Annotated in this window: 14 protein-coding genes and 1 pseudogene; 3 read left to right on the forward strand and 12 right to left on the reverse strand. The window is 71.3% G+C overall.

Features of this window, described 5'->3' with window-relative positions:
* The 10 genes and pseudogenes from ACWD4O_RS47280 to ACWD4O_RS47325 all read right to left on the reverse strand — a co-directional run.
* A partial coding sequence (locus tag ACWD4O_RS47280; protein ID WP_451289328.1) for a type I polyketide synthase occupies positions 1 to 2,218 on the reverse strand: 2,218 nt, incomplete at its 3' end.
* A 5-nt stretch (positions 2,219 to 2,223) separates the two neighbouring features.
* Positions 2,224 to 7,779, reverse strand: a pseudogene (locus ACWD4O_RS47285) (SDR family NAD(P)-dependent oxidoreductase); the annotation flags it as partial.
* 130 nt (positions 7,780 to 7,909) lie between these two features.
* Positions 7,910 to 9,823 carry a BTAD domain-containing putative transcriptional regulator gene (locus ACWD4O_RS47290; RefSeq protein WP_451289311.1) on the reverse strand — a complete coding sequence of 638 codons (1,914 nt, stop codon included), beginning with the start codon at positions 9,821 to 9,823 and terminating at the stop codon, positions 7,910 to 7,912.
* A gap of 80 nt (positions 9,824 to 9,903) precedes the next feature.
* Entirely contained in the window at positions 9,904 to 11,013 is a 1,110-nt protein-coding gene (locus tag ACWD4O_RS47295; protein WP_451289313.1) for an HAD-IIIC family phosphatase, read from the reverse strand.
* A gap of 71 nt (positions 11,014 to 11,084) precedes the next feature.
* Positions 11,085 to 12,185, reverse strand: a complete 1,101-nt coding sequence (locus tag ACWD4O_RS47300; protein WP_451289315.1) for an acyl-CoA dehydrogenase family protein — start codon at positions 12,183 to 12,185, stop codon at positions 11,085 to 11,087.
* Positions 12,178 to 12,453 (reverse strand): acyl carrier protein, encoded by a 276-nt coding sequence (locus ACWD4O_RS47305; RefSeq protein ID WP_451289317.1) that lies wholly within the window; start codon positions 12,451 to 12,453, stop codon positions 12,178 to 12,180. The genes ACWD4O_RS47300 and ACWD4O_RS47305 overlap by 8 nt, the downstream gene beginning before the upstream one ends.
* Before the next feature lie 14 nt (positions 12,454 to 12,467).
* Positions 12,468 to 13,139 (reverse strand): O-methyltransferase, encoded by a 672-nt coding sequence (locus ACWD4O_RS47310; protein WP_451289318.1) that lies wholly within the window; start codon positions 13,137 to 13,139, stop codon positions 12,468 to 12,470.
* Positions 13,139 to 14,011: a 3-hydroxyacyl-CoA dehydrogenase family protein gene (locus tag ACWD4O_RS47315; protein WP_451289320.1), complete on the reverse strand. Its 873-nt coding sequence runs from the start codon at positions 14,009 to 14,011 to the stop codon at positions 13,139 to 13,141. Before ACWD4O_RS47315 ends, ACWD4O_RS47310 begins: the two co-directional genes overlap by 1 nt.
* Positions 14,012 to 14,471: 460 nt before the next feature.
* Complete coding sequence (locus ACWD4O_RS47320; RefSeq protein WP_451289321.1) at positions 14,472 to 15,449, reverse strand: LuxR C-terminal-related transcriptional regulator; 978 nt, start codon at positions 15,447 to 15,449, stop codon at positions 14,472 to 14,474.
* A 139-nt stretch (positions 15,450 to 15,588) separates the two neighbouring features.
* On the reverse strand, positions 15,589 to 16,191 hold the full coding sequence (locus ACWD4O_RS47325; RefSeq protein ID WP_451289322.1) for a flavin reductase family protein: 603 nt from the start codon (positions 16,189 to 16,191) through the stop codon (positions 15,589 to 15,591).
* 234 nt (positions 16,192 to 16,425) lie between these two features.
* Between ACWD4O_RS47325 and msrA the strand changes: the two genes are divergently transcribed.
* Positions 16,426 to 16,998 (forward strand): peptide-methionine (S)-S-oxide reductase MsrA, encoded by a 573-nt coding sequence (msrA, locus tag ACWD4O_RS47330; RefSeq protein WP_451289323.1) that lies wholly within the window; start codon positions 16,426 to 16,428, stop codon positions 16,996 to 16,998.
* Positions 16,999 to 17,147: 149 nt separating this feature from the next.
* On the opposite strand, the gene ACWD4O_RS47335 is transcribed toward msrA, so the two are convergent.
* The gene (locus ACWD4O_RS47335; RefSeq protein WP_451289324.1) at positions 17,148 to 18,290 is read right to left on the reverse strand and encodes an acyltransferase family protein; all 1,143 of its coding nucleotides are present in this window, start codon (positions 18,288 to 18,290) and stop codon (positions 17,148 to 17,150) included.
* Positions 18,291 to 18,605: 315 nt separating this feature from the next.
* Positions 18,606 to 19,928: an acyltransferase domain-containing protein gene (locus ACWD4O_RS47340; protein WP_451289325.1), complete on the reverse strand. Its 1,323-nt coding sequence runs from the start codon at positions 19,926 to 19,928 to the stop codon at positions 18,606 to 18,608.
* A gap of 346 nt (positions 19,929 to 20,274) precedes the next feature.
* Here ACWD4O_RS47340 and ACWD4O_RS47345 point away from each other — a divergent pair, with 346 nt between their 5' ends.
* Together ACWD4O_RS47345 and ACWD4O_RS47350 are read left to right on the forward strand one after the other, a co-directional pair.
* Positions 20,275 to 21,519 (forward strand): PucR family transcriptional regulator, encoded by a 1,245-nt coding sequence (locus ACWD4O_RS47345; protein ID WP_451289326.1) that lies wholly within the window; start codon positions 20,275 to 20,277, stop codon positions 21,517 to 21,519.
* Positions 21,516 to 23,001 (forward strand): type I polyketide synthase (locus tag ACWD4O_RS47350; protein ID WP_451289327.1); only part of this gene is annotated, 1,486 nt, incomplete at its 3' end. The genes ACWD4O_RS47345 and ACWD4O_RS47350, both read left to right, overlap by 4 nt.

A 23,001-nucleotide genomic window follows, 5' to 3' on the forward strand; every position in this document is an offset into this window, starting at 1 on the left:
GTGCTGCGGCCGGTTCCTCCACGGGCTCCGGGGCAGGCGCCTGTTCCAGCACGATGTGCGCGTTGGTGCCGCTGATCCCGAAGGAGGAGACCGCCGCGCGGCGGGGCCGTCCGGTCTCGGGCCACGGCCGCGCCTCGGTCACCAGCTCCACCGACCCCGCCGACCAGTCAACGGCCGGCGTCGGCTCGTCCACGTGCAACGTCTTCGGCACCACCCCGTGCCGCATCGCCATCACCATCTTGATCACACCGGCCACGCCCGCCGCGCCCTGCGTGTGGCCGATGTTCGACTTCAACGAGCCCAGCAGCAGCGGCTGTTCCTCCGGCCTCGACTCGCCGTAGGTCGCCAGCAGCGCCTGCGCCTCGATCGGATCGCCCAACCGCGTGCCCGTGCCGTGCGCCTCGACGACGTCCACCTCGGCGGGCGACAGACCCGCGTTGGCCAGCGCCTGACGGATCACCCGCTGCTGCGACGGACCGCTCGGCGCGGTCAGACCGTTCGACGCGCCGTCCGAGTTCACCGCACTGCCCCGGATCACCGCGAGCACCGGCAGACCCCGCCGTTGCGCCACCGACAGCCGGGCGAGGACCAGTACGCCGACGCCCTCGGAGAAACCGGTGCCGTCGGCCGCGGCCGAGAACGCCTTGCAGCGGCCGTCCTGAGCCAGTCCGCGCTGCCGGGAGAACTCCACGAACACGCTGGGGCCGGCCATCACGGTGGCGCCGCCCGCCAGCGCGATCTCGCACTCCCCGCTGCGCAGCGACTGTTCCGCCAGGTGCATCGACACCAGCGACGACGAACACGCCGTGTCCACGGTCACCGCCGGACCCACGAGTCCCAGCACATAGGCGATCCGCCCCGACGCCACGCTCGTCGTGCCGCCGGTGAGCACGAAGCCCTCCAGCTCCTCGGGGGTCTCCCCCGCACGCGGCATGTACTCCTGCGGGATGACCCCGACGAACACGCCGCCCGCGCTTCCCTTGAGCGACGCCGGGTCGATGCGGGCGCTCTCCAGCGCCTCCCACGAGGTCTCCAGCAGCACCCGCTGCTGCGGGTCCATCGCCACCGCCTCGCGCGGCGAGATGCCGAAGAACTCGGCGTCGAAGCGGCCGGCGTCGGGCAGGAATCCGCCGCGGGTGAGGTAGGTGGTGCCCGGGGTGTCGGGATCGGGGTCGGAGAGCCGGTCGATGTCCCAGCCGCGGTCGGTCGGGAACTCCGTGAGGGCCTCCCCGCCGTCGCGGACGAGTTCCCACAGCCCTTCGGGGGTGCGGGCGCCGCCGGGGAAGCGGCCGGCCATGCCGACGATCGCGATCGGCTCGCGGGCGACTGCCTCGGCGTCGCGCAGCTCCCGCCGTGCTTGGTGCAGGTCCGTCGTGGCCCGCCTCAGATACTCCCGAAGCTTCTGTTCGTTGGTGGACATCCCGGGCAGCCCCCTTCCGTTCCGGCCTGGCGCGTTCATGCGGTGTCCAGTTCGCCGTCGATGAAGTCGAAGAGCTCGTCGTCGGAGGCGGCGGTGAAGTCCCGCTCCTCGTCCTCCGCGTCGGCGGGCGCGGTGAGCGTGCGCAGGACCTCCTGCAGCCGCTTGGCGAGCAGGCCCCGCTCGTCGTCGTCGAGTTGTGCCACGGCGAGCCGGTCGAGTTCCGTCACGATCGAGCGCGCCGTCGTCTCCTGGGCGGGCACGAGGAGTTCGTCCAGGAATCCGGCGAGCTCGGCCGGTGTCGGGTGGTCGAACACGACGGTCGGCGGCAGCCGTAGTCCTGTGCTGTTGCCGAGTCGGTTGCGCAGTTCGACCGCTGTCAGCGAGTCGAACCCGAGTTCCTTGAAGGCGCTGTCCCCGTCGACGGCGGCCGTCGTGCTGTGTCCGAGGACGACCGCGGCCGATTCCCGCACCAGCTCCAGGAGTTCCTTGCGCCGCTGCCGTTCGGGCAGTGCAAGGAGCCGGTCCGTGTGTGTCGTGGCGGTCGTCGACGTCACGACCCGGCGTCGGACCGGGCCGGCCGGGTCCAGGGCGGAGAGCACCTCGGGCACCGGGCGGCCGCTTGCGCGCAGTCGGGCCATGTCCACGGGCACCGCCACCGTCAGCGCGCGGTGCTGGGCGAGGGCTGCGTCGAAGAGGGCGAGGCCCTGCTCGTCGGTGATCGCGCCCAGGCCCATCGCGGCCAGCCGTTCCCGGTCGGCCTCGCTCATATGGCCGGTCATCGCACTCACCTGCGCCCACAGGCCCCAGGCGATGGACGTGCCCGGCAGCCCGAGGCCGCGCCGGTGTTCCGCGAGCCCGTCGAGGAACGCGTTCGCCGCGGCGTACCCGCCCTGGCCCGCGTTGCCCAGCACACCGGCGGCGGAGGAGAAGAGCACGAAGAGCGAGAGATCGTGATCCCGGGTCAGCTCGTGCAGTTGCAAGGCCGAGCGTGCCTTCGTGCGCAGGACGGTGTCGAGGTCGTCGCGCGTCAGGGCCTCCAGCACGCCGTCGGAGAGCACGCCTGCCGCGTGGACGACTCCGGTGAGCCGGTCCGTGGAGCGGATCAGTTGGGCTGCCGACTCCCGGTCGGCGATATCGCACGCCACCACGGAGACCTCGGCGCCCGCCGCCCGCAGTTCGGCGGCGAGTTCGGTCGCGCCCTCGGCGGCCGGGCCGCTCCGGCTCGTCAACAGCAGGCGCCGCACGCCGTGTTGCGCGACCAGGTGCCGGGCGACGAGCCCGCCGAGCACTCCGGTGCCGCCGGTGACGAGCACCGTGCCGTCGGGGTCGAGCGGTGCGGGCACGGTCAGCACGATCTTGCCGACGTGCCGTGCCTGGCTGAGGTACCGGAACGCCTGCGGCGCGCGGTGGACGTCGAACGTGGTCAGCGGCATCGGTTGCAGCGCGCCCGCGTCGAACAGGGCGCGGATCTCCTCCAGCATCTGCGCGATGCGCTCGAAGCCGACCTCCATCACGTCGAACGCCCGGTAGCGGACGCCGGGACGGCGCTGCGCGATCTCGTCGGCGTCGCGGATGTCGGTCTTGCCCATCTCCACGAACCGCCCGCCGTGCGCCAGCAGGGTCAGCGACTCCTCGACGTGCTCGTGGGCCAGGGAGTTGAGCACCACGTCCACGCCGCGACCGCCGGTGGAGTTCGCGAACTTCGTGGCGTAGCCGAGGCTGCGGGAGTCGGCGAGGTGGTCGTCGTCGAAGCCCCAGGCGCGCAGCACGTCCCGTTTGCCGGCGCTGGCGGTGCCGAAGACCTCGGCGCCCCAGTGCCGGGCGAGCTGGAGGGCCGCGAAGCCGACGCCGCCGGTGGCGGTGTGCAGCAGGAGCGACTCGCCCGCCTGTAGGCCGGCCAGGTCCGCGAGGCCGTAGTACGCCGTCAGGTAGACCACCGGGACTCCGGCGGCCTGGGCGAACGACAGGCGCTCGGGCACGGGTACGACCAGTCTGCGGTCGGAGATCGTGACGGAGCCCAGGCCGCCGGTGAACAGGCCCATCACCCGGTCGCCGGGGGCCAGTCCGGTGACGTCGGAGCCGACCTCCAGCACGATGCCCGCGCCCTCGCCGAGCGAGGACCACTGGTCCTGCGCCACCATGCCGAGTTCCAGCAGCACGGCCTTGAAGTTCAGGCCGCCCGCGCGGACCGCGATCCGCACCTCGCCCGGATCGAGCGGGCGGAGCAGCTCGGGGCAGGCGGTGAGCGACATGGCGTCGAGCTCGCCGCGGTAGGTCAGGGACAGTCGCCAGGGCTGGTCCGCCGGCGCGGCGAGAGGCGGCGACGCGGCGGCCCGGACGAGCCTGGGGACCGCGCCGAGTCCGCTGCGCAGGACCAGTTCGGCATGGTCGGCGGCGAGCGCGGCGGGCAGGGCACGCAGGGTGTGCGGGTGGTCGTCGGCGTCGATGTGGCGGAGCCGGCCGGGGTGTTCGGTGCGCGCGGTGCGCAGCAGTCCGGCCACCGCGCGGTGCGCGAGTTCGTCGGTCCGGGTGAGCACGACGAGCGGGACGCCGGCGAGCTCGGGGTCCGCGAGCCAGTCCCGGACGACGTCCAGGGTCCGGGCGACGACGTCCTCCAGCTCGCCGGTCGGGCAGGTCCACAGCGCGGCCGATGCCGTCGCCGCGGCGGCCGGGCGGTCGGGACCGTCCGTCGGGAGCGTGAACCAGTCCTGTTCGGCGGGCGGGTCCGGCAGCTCGACGGGCACCAGGTCCAGGCCGAACAGGGCGGAGACGTCCGTGCGGGTCCGTCGGAGCGTGCCCGGGTCCACCGGCCGCAGCGCCAGCTCGCCGACCGAGGCCACCGGCCGGCCGTCCTCGTCGGTCACGAGCAGGGCGATCGCCCCCGGCCCGGTCGGGGTCAGCCGCACCCGGACGGCCTTGGCGCCGGTGGCGTGCAGATGTACGTCGGTCCAGCTGAACGGGAGGCGGACGCCGTCCGCGTCGGCCAGGCCGGCCGGGTGCAGCGCCGCGTCCAGCAGCGCGGGGTGCAGTCCGAAGTCGGTGACGTCGTGATCGTCCGGCAGCGCGACCGAGGCGTAGAGCACGTCGCCGTCCTGCCAGACGGCGCGCACTCCGCGGAAGGCCGGGCCGTAGGTGTAGCCGCGGTCGGCCAGGGACTCGTAGAACCCGTCCAGCGGGACGGGGTCCGCGCCGGGCGGCGGCCAGGAGGTCAGGTCGTCGGGTGCGGCGGGGATCCCGGCGGTGAGCAGACCGTCCGCGTGCCGGGTCCAGTCGTCCGTGCCGCTCGGGCTGGTGTGCACGCCGACCGGGCGTCCGTCGCCGGTTTCGGGGCCGATCAGCACCTGGAGGTCGAGGTCGGCGTCGAGGACGACCGGCGCGTGCAGGGTCAGCTCGGCCAGATGGCCGCAGCCGACCCGGTCCCCGGCGTGCAGGGCGAGTTCGACCAGCGCGGTGCCGGGCAGCAGCACCGAGTCGCCGACAGCGTGGTCGGCCAGCCAGGGGTGGGCGGTGCGCGACAGCCGTCCGGTGAGGACGAGCGTGTCGGCGTCCGCGGTGCGCAGTGCGGCGCCGAGCAGCGGATGGTCCGCCGGGCGCAGGCCGAGGGCCGCGGTGTCGCCGGCCGCGACGGGCTCCGCCAGCCAGTAGCGGCGGCGCTGGAACGGGTAGGTCGGCAACTCGGCGCGGACGGGCGGGAGGCGCCAGTCGACGTCGACGCCGTGCACATACGCCTTGGCGAGCGCGGTGCGGAAGCGGGCCGGGCCGCCGTCGTCCCGGCGCAGCGACTCCAGCACGAGGGCGTCGGAGGTCTCCGTCTCCTCGGCCGTCTCGGCGATCGCGGTGGTGAGCACGGGGTGTGCGCTGACCTCGACGAACACCCGGTGGCCCTGGTCGAGGAGCGCGCGTGTGCCCGCGGCGAAGCCGACGGTCCGGCGCAGGTTGGCGAACCAGTAGTCGGCGTCCAGCTCCGGTCCTGCCAGGATCTCGCCGGTGACCGTCGAGTGGAACGGCACGTCGGCGGGGCGCGGCTCGATGCCGGACAGCGCGGTGCGGATCTCGTCCCGCAGGGCCTCGACGTGCGCCGAGTGCGAGGCGTAGTCCACCGGGATGAGCCGGGCGCGGACGCCGTCGGCCTCGCAGGCCGCGACCAGGTCCGCCAGTTCGGCGGGCGTGCCCGACACGACCGTGCTGCCGGGGCCGTTGACCGCGGCGATCTCCACCGAGCCGCCGTACGTCTCGATCCGGTGCGCCGTCTCGGCCGCCGGGAGCTGGACGGACGCCATGCCGCCGGTGCCGGCGAGGCGGGTGATGGCCTTGCTGCGCAGGGCGACGACGGCCGCGGAGTCCTCGAGGGAGAGCGCGCCCGCCACGTATGCGGCGGCTATCTCGCCCTGGGAGTGGCCCAGTACCGCGTCGGGGGTCACGCCGTGGTGTCGCCACAGCGCGGCGACGGAGATCATCACGGCCCACAGGGCGGGCTGGACCACGTCGACCCGGTCGAGGGGACCGGCGAGCGCGTCGAGGGGGTTCCAGTCGACGTGGGGTCCGAGGGCGGCGGCGCAGTCGTCCAGCTGGGCGCGGAAGACGTCGGACTCGCGGTGCAGGTCGAGCGCCATGCCGGACCACTGCGAGCCCTGGCCGGGGAAGACGAACACCGTCTTGCCGCGCGGGCGTGCGGTGCCGAGCAGGACGTCCGGAGAGGGGCGGCCCTCGGCGAGGGCCCGCAGTCCGGCGAGGGGGTCGTCGCCCGTGACGGCCGCGCGGTGCGGCAGCCGGGGCGCGCGGGTGGCCAGTGCGGCGGCCACGGGGGCGTCGGGGTGGGCGGCGGCATGGGCGTGCAGCTGTCGTGCCCTGGCTTCGAGCGCCGTCGGCGAGGCGGCGGACAGCAGGAGCGGGACCGCGGAGTCGGCGGGCTCCGGCGTGAGCGCGGGCTCCGGCTGCGGCTGCGGCTCCGGTTCGGGGGCCTGTTCGGGGGCCTGTTCGATGATCACGTGGGCGTTGGTGCCGCTGATCCCGAACGCCGAGACCGCGGCCCGGCGGGGGCGGCCGGCCTCGGGCCAGGCGCGCGCCTCGGTCAGCAGCTCCACCGCGCCCGACGTCCAGTCCACCGCGGGCGTCGGCTCGTCGATGTGCAGCGTCCGCGGCAGGACGCCGTGCCGGATCGCCTGCACCATCTTGATCACGCCGCCGACTCCGGCGGCGGCCTGGGTGTGCCCGAGGTTGGACTTCAGCGAGCCCAGCCACAGCGGCTGCCCGGCCGGCCGCTCGCGGCCGTAGGTCGCCAGCAGCGCCTGCGCCTCGATCGGGTCGCCGAGCCGGGTGCCGGTGCCGTGCGCGTCCACGACGTCCACCTCGGACGGTGCGAGGCCCGCGTCGGCGAGCGCCCGGCGGATGACCCGCTGCTGGGACGGGCCGTTGGGGGCGGTCAGTCCGTTGGAGGCGCCGTCGGAGTTGACCGCGCTGCCCCGGATCACGGCATGGATCGGATGCCCGAGCCGCTGGGCGTCGGAGAGCCGCTCCAGCACCAGGATGCCCGCGCCCTCGGACCAGCCGGTGCCGTCCGCCGCCGCCGAGAACGCCTTGCAGCGGCCGTCCGCGGCCAGCCCGCGCTGGCGCGAGAACTCCACGAACGTGTCCAGGGTGGGCATCACCGCCGCGCCGCCGGCCAGCGCCAGCGAGCACTCGCCGCCGCGCAGGGCGCGGCTCGCCAGATGCATGGTCACCAGCGACGACGAGCAGGCGGTGTCGACGGTCAGCGCCGGGCCCTCCAGTCCGAGCAGGTAGGCGACCCGGCCGGAGGCGACGCTGGCCGCGCTGCCGGTCCCGCCGAATCCCTCGCCGCCCTGTCCGGACTCCTCGGCGCCGAGCCCGTAGCGCTGGCCGCCGTGGCCCATCAGTCCGACGAACACACCGGTGTCGCTGCCCCGCAGGGACTGCGGGTCCGTCCCGGTCCGCTCCAGCGCCTCCCAGGCCGTCTCGAGCAGCAGCCGCTGCTGCGGGTCCATCGCCAGCGCCTCCCGCGGGGAGATCCCGAAGAAGTCGGCGTCGAACTCGGCCGCGTCGTACAGGAATCCACCGCCGCGGGCGTAGAACGCGCCCGGCACGCCCGGGTCGGGGTCGTAGCGGCCGTCGATGTCCCAGCCGCGGTCCGCGGGGAACTCGCCGACCGCGTCCCGGCCGTCGGCCACCAGCTCCCACAGCCCGTCGGGCGAGACGACGCCGCCCGGGAAGCGACAGGCCATGCCGACGATCGCGATCGGCTCGGCGGCCGCCCGCTCCAGCTCCTGCAGGCGCTCGCGGGTGTCCTGCAGCTCCCCGACGGCCTGCTTGAGGTAGTTCCGCAGCCTGCCCTCGTTCTCCATCGTCCTCGTCACTCCTCAGGCCGAGTACTCAACTGGGCCAGTCAACGTTGCGGGGGCGGTGTGCAGCCGGGTCCGGGAACACCGGATCGGGCAGGGAATCTGGCTCCCCGGACCAACGGACGGCGCGCGCTCAGCCGGCGGCATGGCAGAGCCTCGGCAGGTCGTGTTCCTCGGGTGCTTCGACGAGCCGTTCGCCCGTCACCGGCTCCAGGGTCATCCGGCTGGCGTGCCGCTGACCGGCGCCCCACCCGGGTCGTCTGCGGAACAGCTCCGGCCGGGCCGCGGCGACCACCAGCAGCGGCATCGGCTCCGGCGGGTCCAGCAGGTCCTCGACGATCTCCAGCACCGAGTTGTCGGCCAGGTGCAGGTCGTCGGCGAACACCACGAGCGGGCGCTTTCCGACGACCTCGGCCACATGCGGCGCGGTCACCTGCCCGTTGGGTTCGAGCCGCATGGTCGCCGCGTTCTCGACCCGGCTCTCGAACTCCGCGAGCAGCGGCGACTTCCCGATCCCCGCGGGGCCCAGCACCAGGACCAGGTGCGGCCGGGCGCGGCGGCGCACCCGCTCCAGCAGGCTGCTCAGCACGTCCAGTTCGGGTTCGCGGTCGAAGACCTCCGGCTGGGCCGTGGAGTCGCGGGCGTCACGGGCGTCGCGGACATGCCCCTCGACCGTCCACCGTGGCCGGGGGCCGCCCTGCCGGCCGTACCGGATCGCCTTGCCGGTGAGCCTGGTGGTGCGGTCGCTCACCACGATCTCGGTGTCCTCGGTGAACCGGAGCAGGGACTCGCAGTCGACGAGCAGCGCGCCGGTGACCGGCAGCGGTTCCAGATAGGTGTCGCGGGGGTGGGCGGGGATCTCCCCCGTCGACACGGCGACCCTCAGCTCGGGGCGCTCGCCGTCGGGTACGTCGAAGCAGATCCGCCGGCGCAGCGACAGCGCGGCGCGGACGGCCCGCTCGGCGGCCTGTCCGGCGGCCTGGTCGGTGCCGTCCTCCTGTGGGGAGGCCGGTCTGAACAGGGCGAGGGTGACCGAGCCGGTGGCCGCGGCGACCGACCCGCCGCGCCGCTCCACCTCCTCGCGCACGGTCGTCGCGGTGCGTTCGAGGACCTCGCCGACGTCGGCGAGGGGGCCGAGGGCCCCGAAGTCGGCGCGGATCAGCACGGCGCTGACCCGGCTCGGCCCCTCGGCGGGCGTCGCGGGCGTCGACCGGACGGGCGACCGGGGAGCGGGCACCGCAGCACGGTGCTCGGCCTCCTGGCCGGGCCCGGAGACCAGCACCGCGCGCGCCGGTCCGGCCGGCGCCGCGATGGACGGGTCGTGCACGAGGATCGCGTGCTGGAGCAGCCGCAGCTCCCGGCCGGGTTCCAGACCGAGTTGCTCGGCCAGCTTCAGCCGCACCCGCCGGTAGACGGCCAGGGCGTCGGCCTGTCGGCCGCTGCGGTACAGCGCGCGCATCAGCTGGTGGCACGCCCGCTCCCGCAGCGGTTCGGCCTCGACCATCGCCTCCAGCTCGCCGAGGACGGACTGATGGCGACCGCCGGCCAGCTCGGCCTCGAAGTAGTCCTCCATCACGTCCAGCCGGGCGTGTTGCAGCGCGGTCAGCTCCGCCCAGGAGTGGCCGGCCTCGACCAGGTCGGCCAGCGCCTGGCCGCGCCACAGCGCGAGCACCTCGCGCAGGGTGGCCGCCGCCGCGTCGAACCGGCCGGCGGTCAGCTCGGCGCGGCCGGTGCGGGCCAGGCGGTGGAAGCGGAACATGTCGACCTGTTCCGGGTCGACCTGTAGCTGGTAGCCGTGTGTGCACGTCAGCAGGACCGGCGGGCGGGTGTCGCCGCCCGCGTGCTCGGCGAACATGACACGCAGGCTGCGCACCGCGTTCTGGAGGATCTTCCGCGCCGTCGCCGGCGCCTCCTCGGTGCCCCAGAGTCCTTCGAGGAGCTTGCTGGTCGCCACCTCCCGGTTGGCGTTGAGCAGCAGCAGGCCGAGGGTGGCCCGCCGCCGGTCGCCGCCGAGCGCGATCGGCTTCTCGTCGTCTATCAGCCGCAATGGACCAAGAACCAAGAACTGCAAGGGGTCCCCCGAAGATCGTTCGTGTGTCCGGCGTCAACCGGTCGATGAACTGCCGACTACAGCCATTCCGCTTCTCGCCCGGCGTCGTGCGGATCGGGCGCGAGGACGCGCATGGTCGTCGGCGGGTCCTGCCGGACCGCGTCCAGATGCAGGCACTCGGTTCCCTCGGGCGGCGCGAACGAGGCGAGGCAGGCGCACTCCGCGGTGGCGAACCCCGCGAACCGGTAGGCCACCTCCATCATCCGGTTGCGTTCGGTGCGCCGGAAGTCGGCGACCAGGTGCACACCGGCCCGCGCCGCGGCGTCGGTGAGCCAGCGCAGCAGCACCGCGCCCGCGCCGAACGAGACGACCCGGCAGGAGGTCGCCAGCAGCTTGATGTGCCAGGCGAGCGGGGTCTTCTCGATCAGCATGACGCCGACCGCGCCGTGCGGGCCGAAGCGGTCGGTCATCGAGACCACCAGCACGTCGTGGTCGTCGTCGGACAGCAGTGCGCGCAGCGCCCGGTCCGAGTAGTGCACGCCGGTCGCGTTCATCTGGCTGGTGCGCAGGGTCAGTTCCTCGACCCGGGTGATCTCCTCGTGCCGGGCCTTGCCGATCCGCATCACCAGGTCGAGCGAGCGCAGGAAGTCCTCGTCGGCGCCCTGGTACTGCTCCCGCTCCAGGTCCCGTTCGAACCCGGCCCGGTACATCTGGCGGCGCCGGCGGGCGTCGACCGTGACCACCGGCGGGCTGAACTCGGGCAGGCCGAGCAACTGGCCCGCCTGCTCGGCCGGGTAGCAGCGGACCTCGGGCAGGTGGTAGGCGACCTCGGCGCGTTCGGTCGGCAGGTCGTCGATGAACGCGATCGTCTTCGGTGCGAAGTTGAGCCGTTCGGCGATGCTGCGCACCGACTCCGACTTCGGGCCCCAGCCGATGTGCGGCAGGACGAAGTACTCGGCGAGGCCCAGCTGTTCGAGCCGTGCCCACGCCTCGTCGTGGTCGTTGCGGCTCGACACGGACTGCAGCACCCCGCGCGCGTCGAGCTCCACGACGACCTTGCGGACGGCTTCGTCGACCTCGACGTGACCGTCCTCGACCAGCGTGCCCTGCCACAGGGTGTTGTCGAGGTCCCAGATCAGGCACTTGACGACCGGCTGCGCTTCCTGCGCTTCTTGCACTGTTTTCACTTCTTGTGCTTCTTGCGCTTCTTGTGCTTCTTGTGCTTCGGACATGTCTGCTCCCCCCTCCGTGATCCCGCTCAACCCGCCGTGGAAGCGGCGTGCTCGGCCAGCATCAGCTGGCAGATCTCGTTGCTGCCTTCGATGACCTCCATCAACTTCGCGTCGCGGAAGGCCCGTTCGACGACGTGTCCGCCGGCCGCGCCCGCGGAGGCGAGCACCTGCATCGCCGAGGCCGCGCCCCGGGCCGCGTTGCCCGCCGCGACGTGCTTGGCGAGGATCGCCGCCGTCACCTGTTCCGGGGAGCCGCTGTCCCAGCTGCGGCTCGCCTGCTCGCACGCGAACGTCGCCGTGCGCTCCGCGGCGTACAGCTCGGCCAGGTGCCGGGCGACGAGCTGGTGGCGCAGCAGGGGCTTGCCGAACTGCTCGCGGGTCGCGGCATGCCGGGCGACGGCCGTGAGGCAGCCGCGGAGCATGCCGACGCAGCCCCAGGCCACCGAGAGCCGGCCGTAGGTCAGCGCGATGGTGGTCAGCATGACGACGGGCTGGCCGGCCACCGCGAGCAGATGGCGCTCGGGCAGCCGCACGTCGTCGAGCAGCACGCCGGCGTGTCCCGCCGCGCGGCAGCCGAGCGGGTCGGCCACCCGCTCCACCCGGACGCCGGGCGCCGAGGCCGGCACCAGGGCCACGGCGCCGCCGCCCTCGTAGCGGCCGAAGACGACGATCCAGTCGGCGTAGGCGGCGACCGTGATCCAGGTCTTGGCGCCGTCGATGACGATGTCGCCGCCGTCGCGCCGGATCTCGGTGGTCATCGCGGCGAGGTCGCTGCCGGCGGCGGGCTCGCTGAAGGCCACCGCGGCCAGGTCACCGCCGGTGAGCCGGCCGATGTACTCCGCGCGCTGCGTCTTGTCGCCGAACCGCTGGATCGTCCAGGCGGCCATCCCCTGGGAGGTCATCACGCTGCGCAGCGAGCTGCACAACGAGCCGGTGTGCGCGGTCAGTTCGCCGTTGTCCGTGCCGGACAGGCCGAGGCCGCCGAACTCCGGTCGCGCCTCGGCGCACAGCACTCCCTTGGCGCCGAGTCCGCGCAGCACGCCGATCGGGATCTCGCCCGCCACGTCCCACCGGCTCGCGGCGTCGGCGACCGTCTCGGTCACCAGCGGGGTGAGAACGTCAAGCACCGTCTGCTCCGCTGCGCAGCCGGGTCACCAGCGTGCTCATGGCGCGCACGGTGCGGAAGTTGTCCATGGCGAGGTCGGCGCCCTCCACGGCGACGCCGAAGGTGCTCTCCACGAACACCACCAGCTCCATCGCGAAGAGCGAGGAGACCGCGCCGGAGGCGAACATGTCCACCTCGGACTCCCAGGTGATCTTGGTCTTGGCTTCGAGGAACTCGCCGATTCGCTGCTCGATGGCGGCGACCGGCAGCTCGGTTGTCGAGTCGGTCATGACAGGTCCCTTCCTCAGCGCTTCTCGGTCTTGCGCACCAACGTGATGCCGTCCGCCATGACGAGCAGGGACAGTTCGACCCTGCTGTCGACGAGCAGTGCGGCGTTGAGCTCGCGGATGGCCTCGGTGTCGGGGTCCTTCGCCTCGGGGTCCGCGACGCGCCCGAAGTAGAGCGTGTTGTCGAGCACGACGAGGCCGCCGGGCCGCAGATGGGTCAGCGCCTCCTCGTAGTAGCGCGCGTAGCCCGTCTTGTCGGCGTCGACGAAGACCAGGTCGAAGGTCTCGGGGCCGTGCTCGGCGAGCAGCTTCGCCATGGTCTCGGCGCCGTCCCCGAGCCGCAGTTCGATCCGGTCGGACACCCCGGCGCGGCTCCAGTACCGCTGGGCGACCCTGGTCCAGCGCTCGCTGATGTCACAGGTGACGATCCGTCCGCCGGGCGGCAGCGCCCGCGCCATGCACAGCGTGCTGTAGCCGGTGAAGGTGCCGATCTCCAGGACCCGGGTAGCGCCGGTCAGCCCGACCAGCATGGCGAGCAGCTGCCCTTCCTCGGGCATGGTCACCATGGCGTTCAGCGTGGGCATGCCGGCCGTCTCGGCGACCAGGTCGCGCAGGATCTCGTCGTCGCGCAGGGACACCGACCGCACATAGTCGAGGAGCCGCTCGTTCAGCTCCACCTGGCCGGCCATCAGCGGACCTCGTACTCGTAGAAGCCACGCCCGGTCTTACGGCCGTGATCGCCCTCGGCGACCTTGCGCAGGAGCAGTTCGCTGGGACGGTAGCTGTCGTCGCCGGTGCGCTCGTACAGCACCGACAGGGAGTCGACGAGGTTGTCGATCCCGATCAGGTCGGCGGTCCGCAGCGGGCCCGTCGGGTGCCCCAGGCAGCCCTCCATCAGGCCGTCGACGTCCTCGACAGTGGCCCGGCCCTCCTCGACGACGTTCGCCGCGTCGTTGATCATGCGGTGCAGCACCCGGCTGGTGACGAAGCCGGGGCCGTCGCCGACGACGATGCCCTTCCTGCCCAGGGTGGCCAGGAGGGTCCGGACGGCCGTCATCGCCCGCTCGCCGGTGCGCGGTCCGCGGATCACCTCGAGGGTGCCGATCAGATAGGGCGGGTTCATGAAGTGGATGCCGGCCAGGTCCTCGGGGGTTGGGACCTGACCGGCAAGTTCGTCGACCGGGATGGACGAGGTGTTGGTGACCCGCAGCGTGCCCGGCGCGACCACGGAGGCGATCTCGCGGTGCACCTTGGCCTTCAGCTCGGCGACCTCCGTGATCGCCTCGATCACCCAGGTCGCGTCCGCCGCCGCCACCGCGGAGTCGGCCAGCTGCAGCTCGCCGACCGGTCCGGTCCGGGGCAGGGCTCCTGTCATATGGGCGAGCCGGAGCTCATTGCGCAGCCGCTCACGTGCCGTGCTCAGCCGCGGCTGGTCGACGTCCACGAGCGTGACCGGCACCCCGCGCCCGACGGCGAGGGTCGCAATGCCGATGCCCATCACGCCCGCACCGAACACCGCGAGCCGCGGCGTGCCCCCGGTCTCGGTCACAGACCCGTTCATAAGCACCTCAGCTTTACGTTCGGAGAAGTTTTCGGAGGGAATTGTCCAGGCGCAGAGAATCACACCTGCGGACATAGGAATGGCTCGTCGGGTTGTGACCGAGAAATGAATTGGCCGGGCTGCCCTACGTGCAGATCGCCTCGCCGCCGCGGCCCTCTGGCCGACCGACTGTGCGAGGGATGAATATGTTGACGCGGGCCCCCTTGAACGTTCAGCGAACAACTCTGTGGTTGCACTGCTGCAACGGCCCATAACTCTGCCCGACTATGCCGCTGGTCTCCACCAGGAGACCCGCTCATCAAGCTGCACTTCCACTTGAGGAAGCTCACCCGACCGCGCTCGAACAACGTAGGAGGGCACACTGGGAACGTGGGGATTCGGGGATGGGAAGGCGCTGAGCGGAAGGGAGGGGAGGGCACGGCCGCTGGGCGGCCGGCCGAGACACCGGGGCTGCCGGTGTCTACACGTCCTCCTCCAGGTTGGCGTCCTTGACCAGGTAGCCGAACTGGAACCGGCTCGTCGCGCCGAACATCTGCATGACCTGACCGATGTGCTTGCGGCAGGTGCGCACCGACACACCGAGACGCCGGGCGATGGCTTCGTCCTTCGCTCCGGCGATCAGCATCCTGACGATCTCTTTTTTCATCTCGACGCTGACGACCTCGACTTCGGCGCGCCGGGTGTCGAACTCCTTGGCCGTTTCCCAGACATGCTCGAAGCAGGAGTGGAGAAATTCGATGATGGAGGGCTCTTGGACGACCACGGCGCCGCCGCGTTTCGCGGGAATGTATGCGACGTTGCGGTCGAAGATGAATATCTTGCCGATGAGTGCTCCGGCCGTCCGTATCTCGGCGCCGGCGTCGACCAGCTTCGCCGCGTGCTCCCGGGTCGGCGTGTCGAACCGGGCGGCGTGCTGGTACAGGACCCGCATGCGCACGCCTCGGCCGAGCAGTTGGAGGTCGCGGTCCTGTTCCTCGATGAGCTCCTCGACCGACCATCCGCCGCCGGGCTGCATGCAGACGACCTCGCGGGAGCCGTTGGCCGCCGCCTCGGAAAGGAGCAGCCTGACCGTCTCGGGCGCGGTGACCACGTCGAACGAGTTGGCGTACTGACCGGCGAACTTGCTGGAGCGGAATTTCAGCGACAGTCGGGCGAGGTCGTTGCGGAGCTGACCCACCGCCAGCTTCTGTTCGAGAAGGTCCAGTTCCCCCCGGCTCAGGAGTTGAGACGATCCGATGCCGGGGTCCGTCGGAACGAACCAGGCGTCCCGGTCGCGGGACGGCTGAATGAGCTGGAGTTCCAGGAGCCTGCCGACTATCTCCTCACTGTCGTCAGCGGTGAAGCCCAGCTCGTGCGCGACGTCGTCGACGGCGAAGCCGTCTCTGCCTAAACTCCACTCATAAACTTCGAGGATCCCGGGAATCGACTTGGGAAACAAAGACTCTCCAAGTTCACTAATATTCCTTCCATTACCTCACGAAAGAATATTCTACCCGAGCGGCGTTCAGCGCCTCCATCGCCACGCCGACGCATAGGGGCCCCTAATGAAGTAGCCCGGTCAACTATGATTGGCAGCGCTAAGTCCGATTCAACCAGATCCGTCCGACTGCGGACGATATGGGAGAGGTGGCGGAGGCGAAAGCGCTGTCTGGAGGCTCCGCCAGGGATCTTGCGGCCGGCAGCAGATCCTCGTTGTCGCGGAACGCCCCGAATCTGCCGCGATGAAATACCAGCGGCGCCGGCTCTTCCTGGTTCACCCGCAGCCCGGTGACCCTGGCGATGATGATGACGTGATCGCCGGCGACATGCTCGGTGTCGATCGAGCACGAAATCCAGGCCACCGCGTCGGACAGTTCCGGACCGGTCGGCGACTCGGCCCATCGGACGCCGGCGAACCGATCGATGTCCTTGACCGAGAACTGCCGGCACAACTGCTCCTGGCCATTGGCCAGAATGTTGACGCAAAACGTACCGCTCTGCCGAAGATCGATCAGCGTCGACGACGCGTTCCCGACGCAGAGCATGATCAATGGAGGGTCCAGCGAAACCGACATGAAGGAGTTGCAGGCCATGCCCACCGGCCGGCCGAACTGCCCCCTGGCGGTGATCACCGTGACCCCGGTCGGCAGATGTCCGAGGGTGCGCCGAAACTCCGTCGCATCGAACGGTGCAACCATCATCGACTCCTCGAATAGCCACTTCTCGAAGCGTATTGACCGCTCTGGACCACTGGATAGGGACGAGCCACCAAGACAGGTGGTCGGTTTTGGCTCTCCGGCGCAGTCTCCGGCCGCACCGACGACGGCAGGGCCCCGGATCCCGGCTTACCGAATTGTTTTGGGGCCCCACCCGGAAAGACTTTATCCTGATACAATCTGGCGCACATTACGGGCGAGAGTCTTGAAAGGACTTCTGTGACCGAGGAAAAGACCGAGGGAAAGACCGGGGAAATGTCTGTGAAAGAGAATGTCGAGACCCTGACGCTCGGCCCTGGCTGTTTCTGGTCCTTCGATGCGGTGGCGCGCCGGACAACCGGTGTCACCTCCAGCGTCGCGGGCTACGCCGGGGACGACGGGCCGCCGCCCGACTACGAGCAGTACAGGCGCTACGGGCTCAACCCGCAGAAGTTCGTCGAGGCGGTGCAGCTGACGTTCCGGCCCGACGAGATCTCCCTGGAGGACGTGCTGGATTTATTCTTCCAGAGCCATGACCCGACCAAGCCGAACCAGAGCGGCGCGGACCGAGGTTCCATCTACCACTCCACGGTCTTCTACGTCGGCGACGAACAGCGCGTGCGGGCCGAGAAGGTCATGGATCGGGTACAGCGCGAACTCGGCCGGAACATCGTGACCGACCTTCGGCCGTACGGGCAGTTCATCGAGGCGGACGCGGACCAACAGGACTTCTACAACAGGAATCGTTTCGAGCCCTACTGCCGGGTGGTGATCGAGCCGAAGCTCAGCTCGATGGGCTTGGCCATCGACTGAGCCTGCGCACGCCCTGACCTGAACGTCCGTCAGTGCCCGGCTCGACGGCCGTCGGCCGTCGACCGCCTCCGCGTCCCGCGCGAGTTCAGGTTGCGCAGGACGCGGAGAGGTCTGATGTCCGCCGTGCCGGACCGGCGACGAGCCGTCCGTCAGTCCGCGACGCGGTGGGCGTCGGCCCGCAGCGTGGGCGCCGCTCCCGGCAGTCCCGGCCGGCCGGCGTCCGTCCGATGGCGGCCGAAGCGCCGCACCAGCGGCCGCTCCACGCACCAGTACAGGACGGCGGAGCAGGCGACGGCCACCGCGAGCACGACGAGCGCCAGGAGCGCGCCGCTCGCCAGGGAGAACGTGCGCGTGGTTCCGATCAGGTCGGCGGCCGTCATCACGACGATCCAGTGGACCATGTAGAACGCGAAGGAGATCTCCCCCAGGAACACCACCGTCGGCCTGCGGAACACCGAGGCCGCGCCCCGCCGGTCCGCGACCGCGGCGGCGGCGATGAGGGGCGCGGTCCAGACGGTCGCCACGCCGGCCGTCCCCGCCAGGAACGGCTCGTACAGGGCGATCACATATCCGGCGACGGCCAGGCCGAACGCGGGCGCCAGGCCGATGTTCGGCCACCGGCCCGCCATGACGATCCTGGCCAGGAGAATGCCCACGACGAATTCGAGCGCGCGGACCGGCGGGAAGAAGTACACGAACCACATCTGGGTGAACGAGAACTCGCCGGACGCGGAGAAGGCCACGAGCCGCGGCTGGTCCGTCACCACGTAGGTCGCGACGAGGAACGCTCCGACTATCAGCAGGAGCACCACCCCGACCGCCGGCCACAGCCACTCCTCGCGCAGCCGCCGCAGCCCGAGCCACAGGGCCGGGAACGCCAGGTAGAAGAAGAACTCGCAGGACAGCGACCAGGCCACCCCGTTGACGGCCGAACTGGTCTGGACGTCCGGAAACCACGCCTGTTGCATGGTCAGGGAGGCGATCCAGTCGATCGCCCGGGTGGGCCGGTCCGTGCGGAACACGAGAAGCGCCGCCAGTCCGAAGGTGACCAGGTGCATGGGGCCGATCTTCACCAGGCGGCGGCGCCAGAACGACGGTGCCGTGTCGTCCGACCGCGCGGTCCAGGTCAGGACGAATCCGCTCAGGATGAAGAAGAAGCCGACGCCGTACGAGCCCGAGAGCGTGAAGGTCTCTCTGAGCTCCTTACCGGTGTCGCCCGAGATGAGCGGCGTGTACCAGAGGATATGCGTGACGAAGACCAGGAGAGCCGCCAGGGACCGCAGTCCCGTCAATGACGGGAGCCGGGAATTGGCGGCGGCGCTGTTCGGTTGCGCGGAAATAGCGGCCTGTGATTTCGGATATCCTGACAACGAGTGGCCTCCGTACCGGAAAGAGGACGCAACTGGGTGCCGGAAGGCTATACGCATTACCAGCCGCGGCCGGTAATTTTCCGGTAACCGCGCCCTTTTTGCGAAATTCCCGCACGCGGACCGGGGCAATCGGAAGCAGCCGAGAACGGCAGGCCGGCGCAGGTCGCCGGTCCCACCGCATGTTCGAACGACGGGGCCGGCTCAGTCACGGCCGGTCACGCGAACGCCGCCGACCCGTCACGCGAACGCCGCCGTCCAGTCCACCGTGACGCCGTTCACATACGCCTCCGCCAGCGCGGCGAGGAAGCGGCCCATGCCGCCGTCCTCGTTGCGCAGCGTCGCCATCAGCACGGCCGAGCGGCCTAGCTCCTCGACGATGTCCTGCATCCCGACCGTGAGCACCGGCTGTGCGCTGCACTCGACGAAGATCGTGTGCCCGTCGGCGACCAGCGAGCGGACCGCGTCGTCGAACCTGACCGTCTGGCGCAGGTTCCGGTACCAGTACTCGGCGTCCAGCTCGTCGGTGTCGACGCGCTGTCCGGTCACCGTGGAGTAGAACGGCACCTCGCCGCGCGTCGGCCGGATCCCGGCGGCCAGGTCGAGCAGGGTCTCGCGCAGGTCCTCCACATGCGCCGAGTGGGCGGCGAAGTCCACTCCGGGCACCTGCCAGCGCATCATCCGGGCCGCGGACAGCGCGGCGCCGAACTCCTTCATCGCGGCCATGTCGCCCGACACGGTGACGGTCGCCGGGCCGTTCACCGCGGCCACCGACAGCACGCCGTCCCAGTCGGCCAGCAACGCCCGCACCTGGTCGCCGGGCGCGAGCACGGTCAGCATCTCGCCACGGCCGCGGATCTTCGTCAGCGCCTGGCTGCGCAGCGCGACGATCCTGACCGCGTCCTCCAACGGCAGCGCGCCCGCGACGTGCGCGGCCACGATCTCGCCCTGCGAGTGGCCGACCGCCGCCCCGGGCTCGACGCCGAAGGAGCGCCAGAGCCGGGCCAGCGACAGCATCATCGAGAACAGCACGGGCTGCACGACGTCGACCCGGTTCAGCGGCGGGGTCCCGGGCACGCCGCGCAGCACGTCCTCCAGGGACCAGTCCACGTACGGCGACAGCGCCTGCTCGCAGTCCCGGATCTGGCGGGCGAACACCGGCGAGGCGTCCAACAGCTCCTCGGCCATGCCGACCCATTGGGTGCCCTGGCCCGGGAACACGAACACCGGCCGGGCGTCCGCCCGGTCCTGCCGGGTCGCCCGTCCGCCGATCACGTTCGGCGCGGTCCGCTCCTCGGCGATCGCCCGCACCCCGGCCAGCAGCTCCGCGCGGTCGCGCCCGAGGACGACGGCCCGGTGCTCGTAGGCCGCGCCGGCCGCCACCAGCGACCGGCCGATCTCGGCGAGGCGGTCGACGGCGTCGGGCGCCGAGTCGGACTCGAGCCTGGCGAGCAGCCGGGCGGCCTGGCCGCGCAGCCCCGCCGCGCTGCGCCCGGACAGCACCCACGGCACCGTGCCGGCTCCGGCGGCGATTCGAACGTCTTGTGTGGCCGGCTTGGTCACGAGCACTCCTCATCACTGGCAATCAGTGGACTGTGGGGACCGCGAAACGCAAGTTATCGCTTGAGCCGGCCGCTTCCGCCCACCGCCCGGTAATTCCGTCACAAGGGCACAATTACCGGAGGATTACCCTCCGCGAGGGGCTCCATGCCAGGCTGCCGCCAATCAGTTGCGTCCGCTTTTCCGGTACGGAGGCTACTCGTTGTCAGGCTATCCGATATCACAGGCTGCTATTCCTGCGCAACCGCAGATCACCTCCACCTATTCTCTGCTGCATCTACTGCGCCCCGCTGACGACTCGCTGCTCCATTTACCGGCGACGAACTCGCAGTTGGTCGAGGAAGTCGCTGTGCGCGTCGGTTCGGGTGCGACCGGTTGGGCGATCGAGAACAGCCGGCTGCTGCTCGCCGAAATGGCCGGGGAACCGTTCGCCCGTTTCGCCCGGAAGTCCTCCAGCGAAACGCGGCTGGCGGAGTCGATAGCACTCTGGGTCGTATTGCGGCTCAGCGGCGTGAGAGCAATTACCGGACTTCTCTCTGCGGAGCTCACGAACGCGATTCGGGAACGCATCGCGGACAACACGACCGTCGATCATCTGCTCCGCTATGTCCGGGCGACGCACGCGAGTTTCACGCGCGAGCTGTTCGATCTCTGCGAGACGCAGATCCCGACCGAGGACCAGCCGGCCATGATGCGGTGCATCTCGGCCGACCTGTTCGAGGGGATGGAGACCCTCTCCGCGACGGTGACCGAGAAGTTCGCCGCCGAGCGCAGTCGCTGGTTCGCCGGTCCCATCGGCGAGCGATTCGAACTGGTGTCCGCGATCCTGAAGGGCAAGCCGGTCGACACCAGAAAGGCGATGCTCCAGCTGCGGTACGACCTGACGCTGCACCACATCGCGCTGGTCCTGTGGCAGGACGAGATCACCCAGGACAGCAGGCACGAACTGGAGACCACGGCGCTGCGTCTGCTGGACCGGGCCGGCTGCTCCTCGATGCTGCTGCTGCCCGCCGGCCCGGGACGGCTGTGGGCCTGGGGCGGCCGAGCCACCGACCGCCCAGGGGAGCTGCGGCGGTCGGACGAGCCGGTCGACCTGCCCGCGCACGTCCATGTGGCCTCCGGGCTGCCGGGCGACGGCGTGGCCGGCTTCCAGCGTTCCCACGAACAGGCGATCACCGCGGAGCGGGTGGGCCGCATCACCGAGCCCAGCCCGTCCCGGCTGTTCGACTACGGCGACCTGGAGCTGGTCATCCTGCTCGGCGACGACGCCGACGCCACCGCCGACTTCGTCCGCCGCGAGCTCGGCCCGCTCGCCGCCGACAACCGGACCATGGCCGCGCTGCGCGAGACCGTGCGCTGTCTGCTGGACAACGAGCGGGGCGTGGCCATCACGGCCAAGCGTCTGCACATCGCGAAGAACACCGTGATCTACCGGGTGAAGAAGGCGGAGCAACTCCTCGGGCGGTCCCTGCGCGAGGACCATCTCCGGCTGCATCTCGCGCTGTATCTGGCGGGACGGCTCGGCTCATCGGTGCTGGACAGACAGGATCCCGCAACGGGACTGGAGAACTCGATTCGGGCGGTGTCCAAGTGAGCGGCAACCAGACAGGTCAGCAGACGGGCCCGCAGTCGGGCCGGCAGGGCAACAAGGACGAGAAGCTCCTCGACTACCTCAAGTGGGTCACCGCCGATCTGCAGAAGACCCGGGCGCGGGTCGAGGAACTCGAGTCGAGCCGGTCCGAGCCCATCGCCGTCCTGGGCATGGGATGTCGTTACCCCGGCGACGTGTCGACGCCCGACGAGCTGTGGCGGCTCGCCGCCGACGGCGTCGACGCGATCGCCGCCTTCCCCGCCGACCGCGGCTGGGACGTGGAGGGCATGTACGACCCGGACCCGGACGCGGTGGGCAAGTTCTCCGCACGCGAGGGCGGTTTCCTCAGCGACCTCAAGGGTTTCGACTCGGCGTTCTTCGGGATCTCGCCCCGCGAGGCGCTGGCGATGGCCCCGGAGCAGCGGCTGCTGCTGGAGACCGCCTGGGAGGCCATCGAACGGGCCCGGCTGGACCCGCGCTCGCTGCGCGGCAGCGACACCGGGGTGTTCGTCGGCGTGACGTACACCGGTTACGCCTCCATGGTCGACGCCACGTCCACGGGCACCGAGGGCTACGCGATGACCGGGATGCTGACCAGTGTCGCGTCCGGCCGGATCTCCTACGTCCTCGGCCTGGAGGGGCCGACGGTCAGCATGGACACGGCGTGTTCGTCGTCGCTGGTGTCGATCCACCATGCCGTGAACGCGCTGCGCAACGGCGAGTGCTCGCTGGCGCTGGCCGGCGGCGCGATGGCGATACCGGTACCGGACGGCTTCGTGGAGTTCTCCCGGCAGCGCGGGCTCGCACCCGACGGCCGCTGCAAGGCGTTCGCGGCCGCGGCCGACGGCACCGGCTGGTCCGAGGGCGTCGGAATGCTGACGCTGGCCCGGCTGTCCGACGCCCGCCGGCGGGGTCTGCCGGTGCTGGCGGTGATCCGGGGCAGTGCGGTGAACTCGGACGGCGCGTCGAACGGCCTGACCGCGCCGAGCGGTCCGTCGCAGCAGCGGGTGATCCGTCAGGCGCTGGCCAACGCGGGTCTGTCGCCCGCCGAGGTGGATGTCGTCGAGGCGCACGGGACGGGCACGCGGTTGGGCGATCCGATCGAGGCGCAGGCGCTGCTGGCGACCTACGGCGAGTCCCGTCCCGACGAACAGCCGCTGCTGCTCGGCTCGTTGAAGTCGAACATCGGCCACACCCAGGCGGCCGCGGGCGTCGCGGGTGTGATCAAGATGGTGATGGCGATGCGGCACGGGGTCGTGCCGAAGACCCTGCACGTGGACGAGCCGACGCCCGCCGTTGACTGGTCGGCCGGGTCGGTGGAGCTGGTGACCGAGGCGCGGCCGTGGCCCGAGACCGGACGGCCCCGACGCGCGGCGGTCTCCTCCTTCGGCGTCAGCGGCACCAACGCGCATCTGGTCATCGAACAGGCCCCGGCGGCCGAACCGGCGCCGGACCCGGCGACGAACGCGGTGTCGGGTTCCGGGG

The sequence above is a fragment of the Streptomyces sp. NPDC002623 genome (assembly GCF_053592635.1).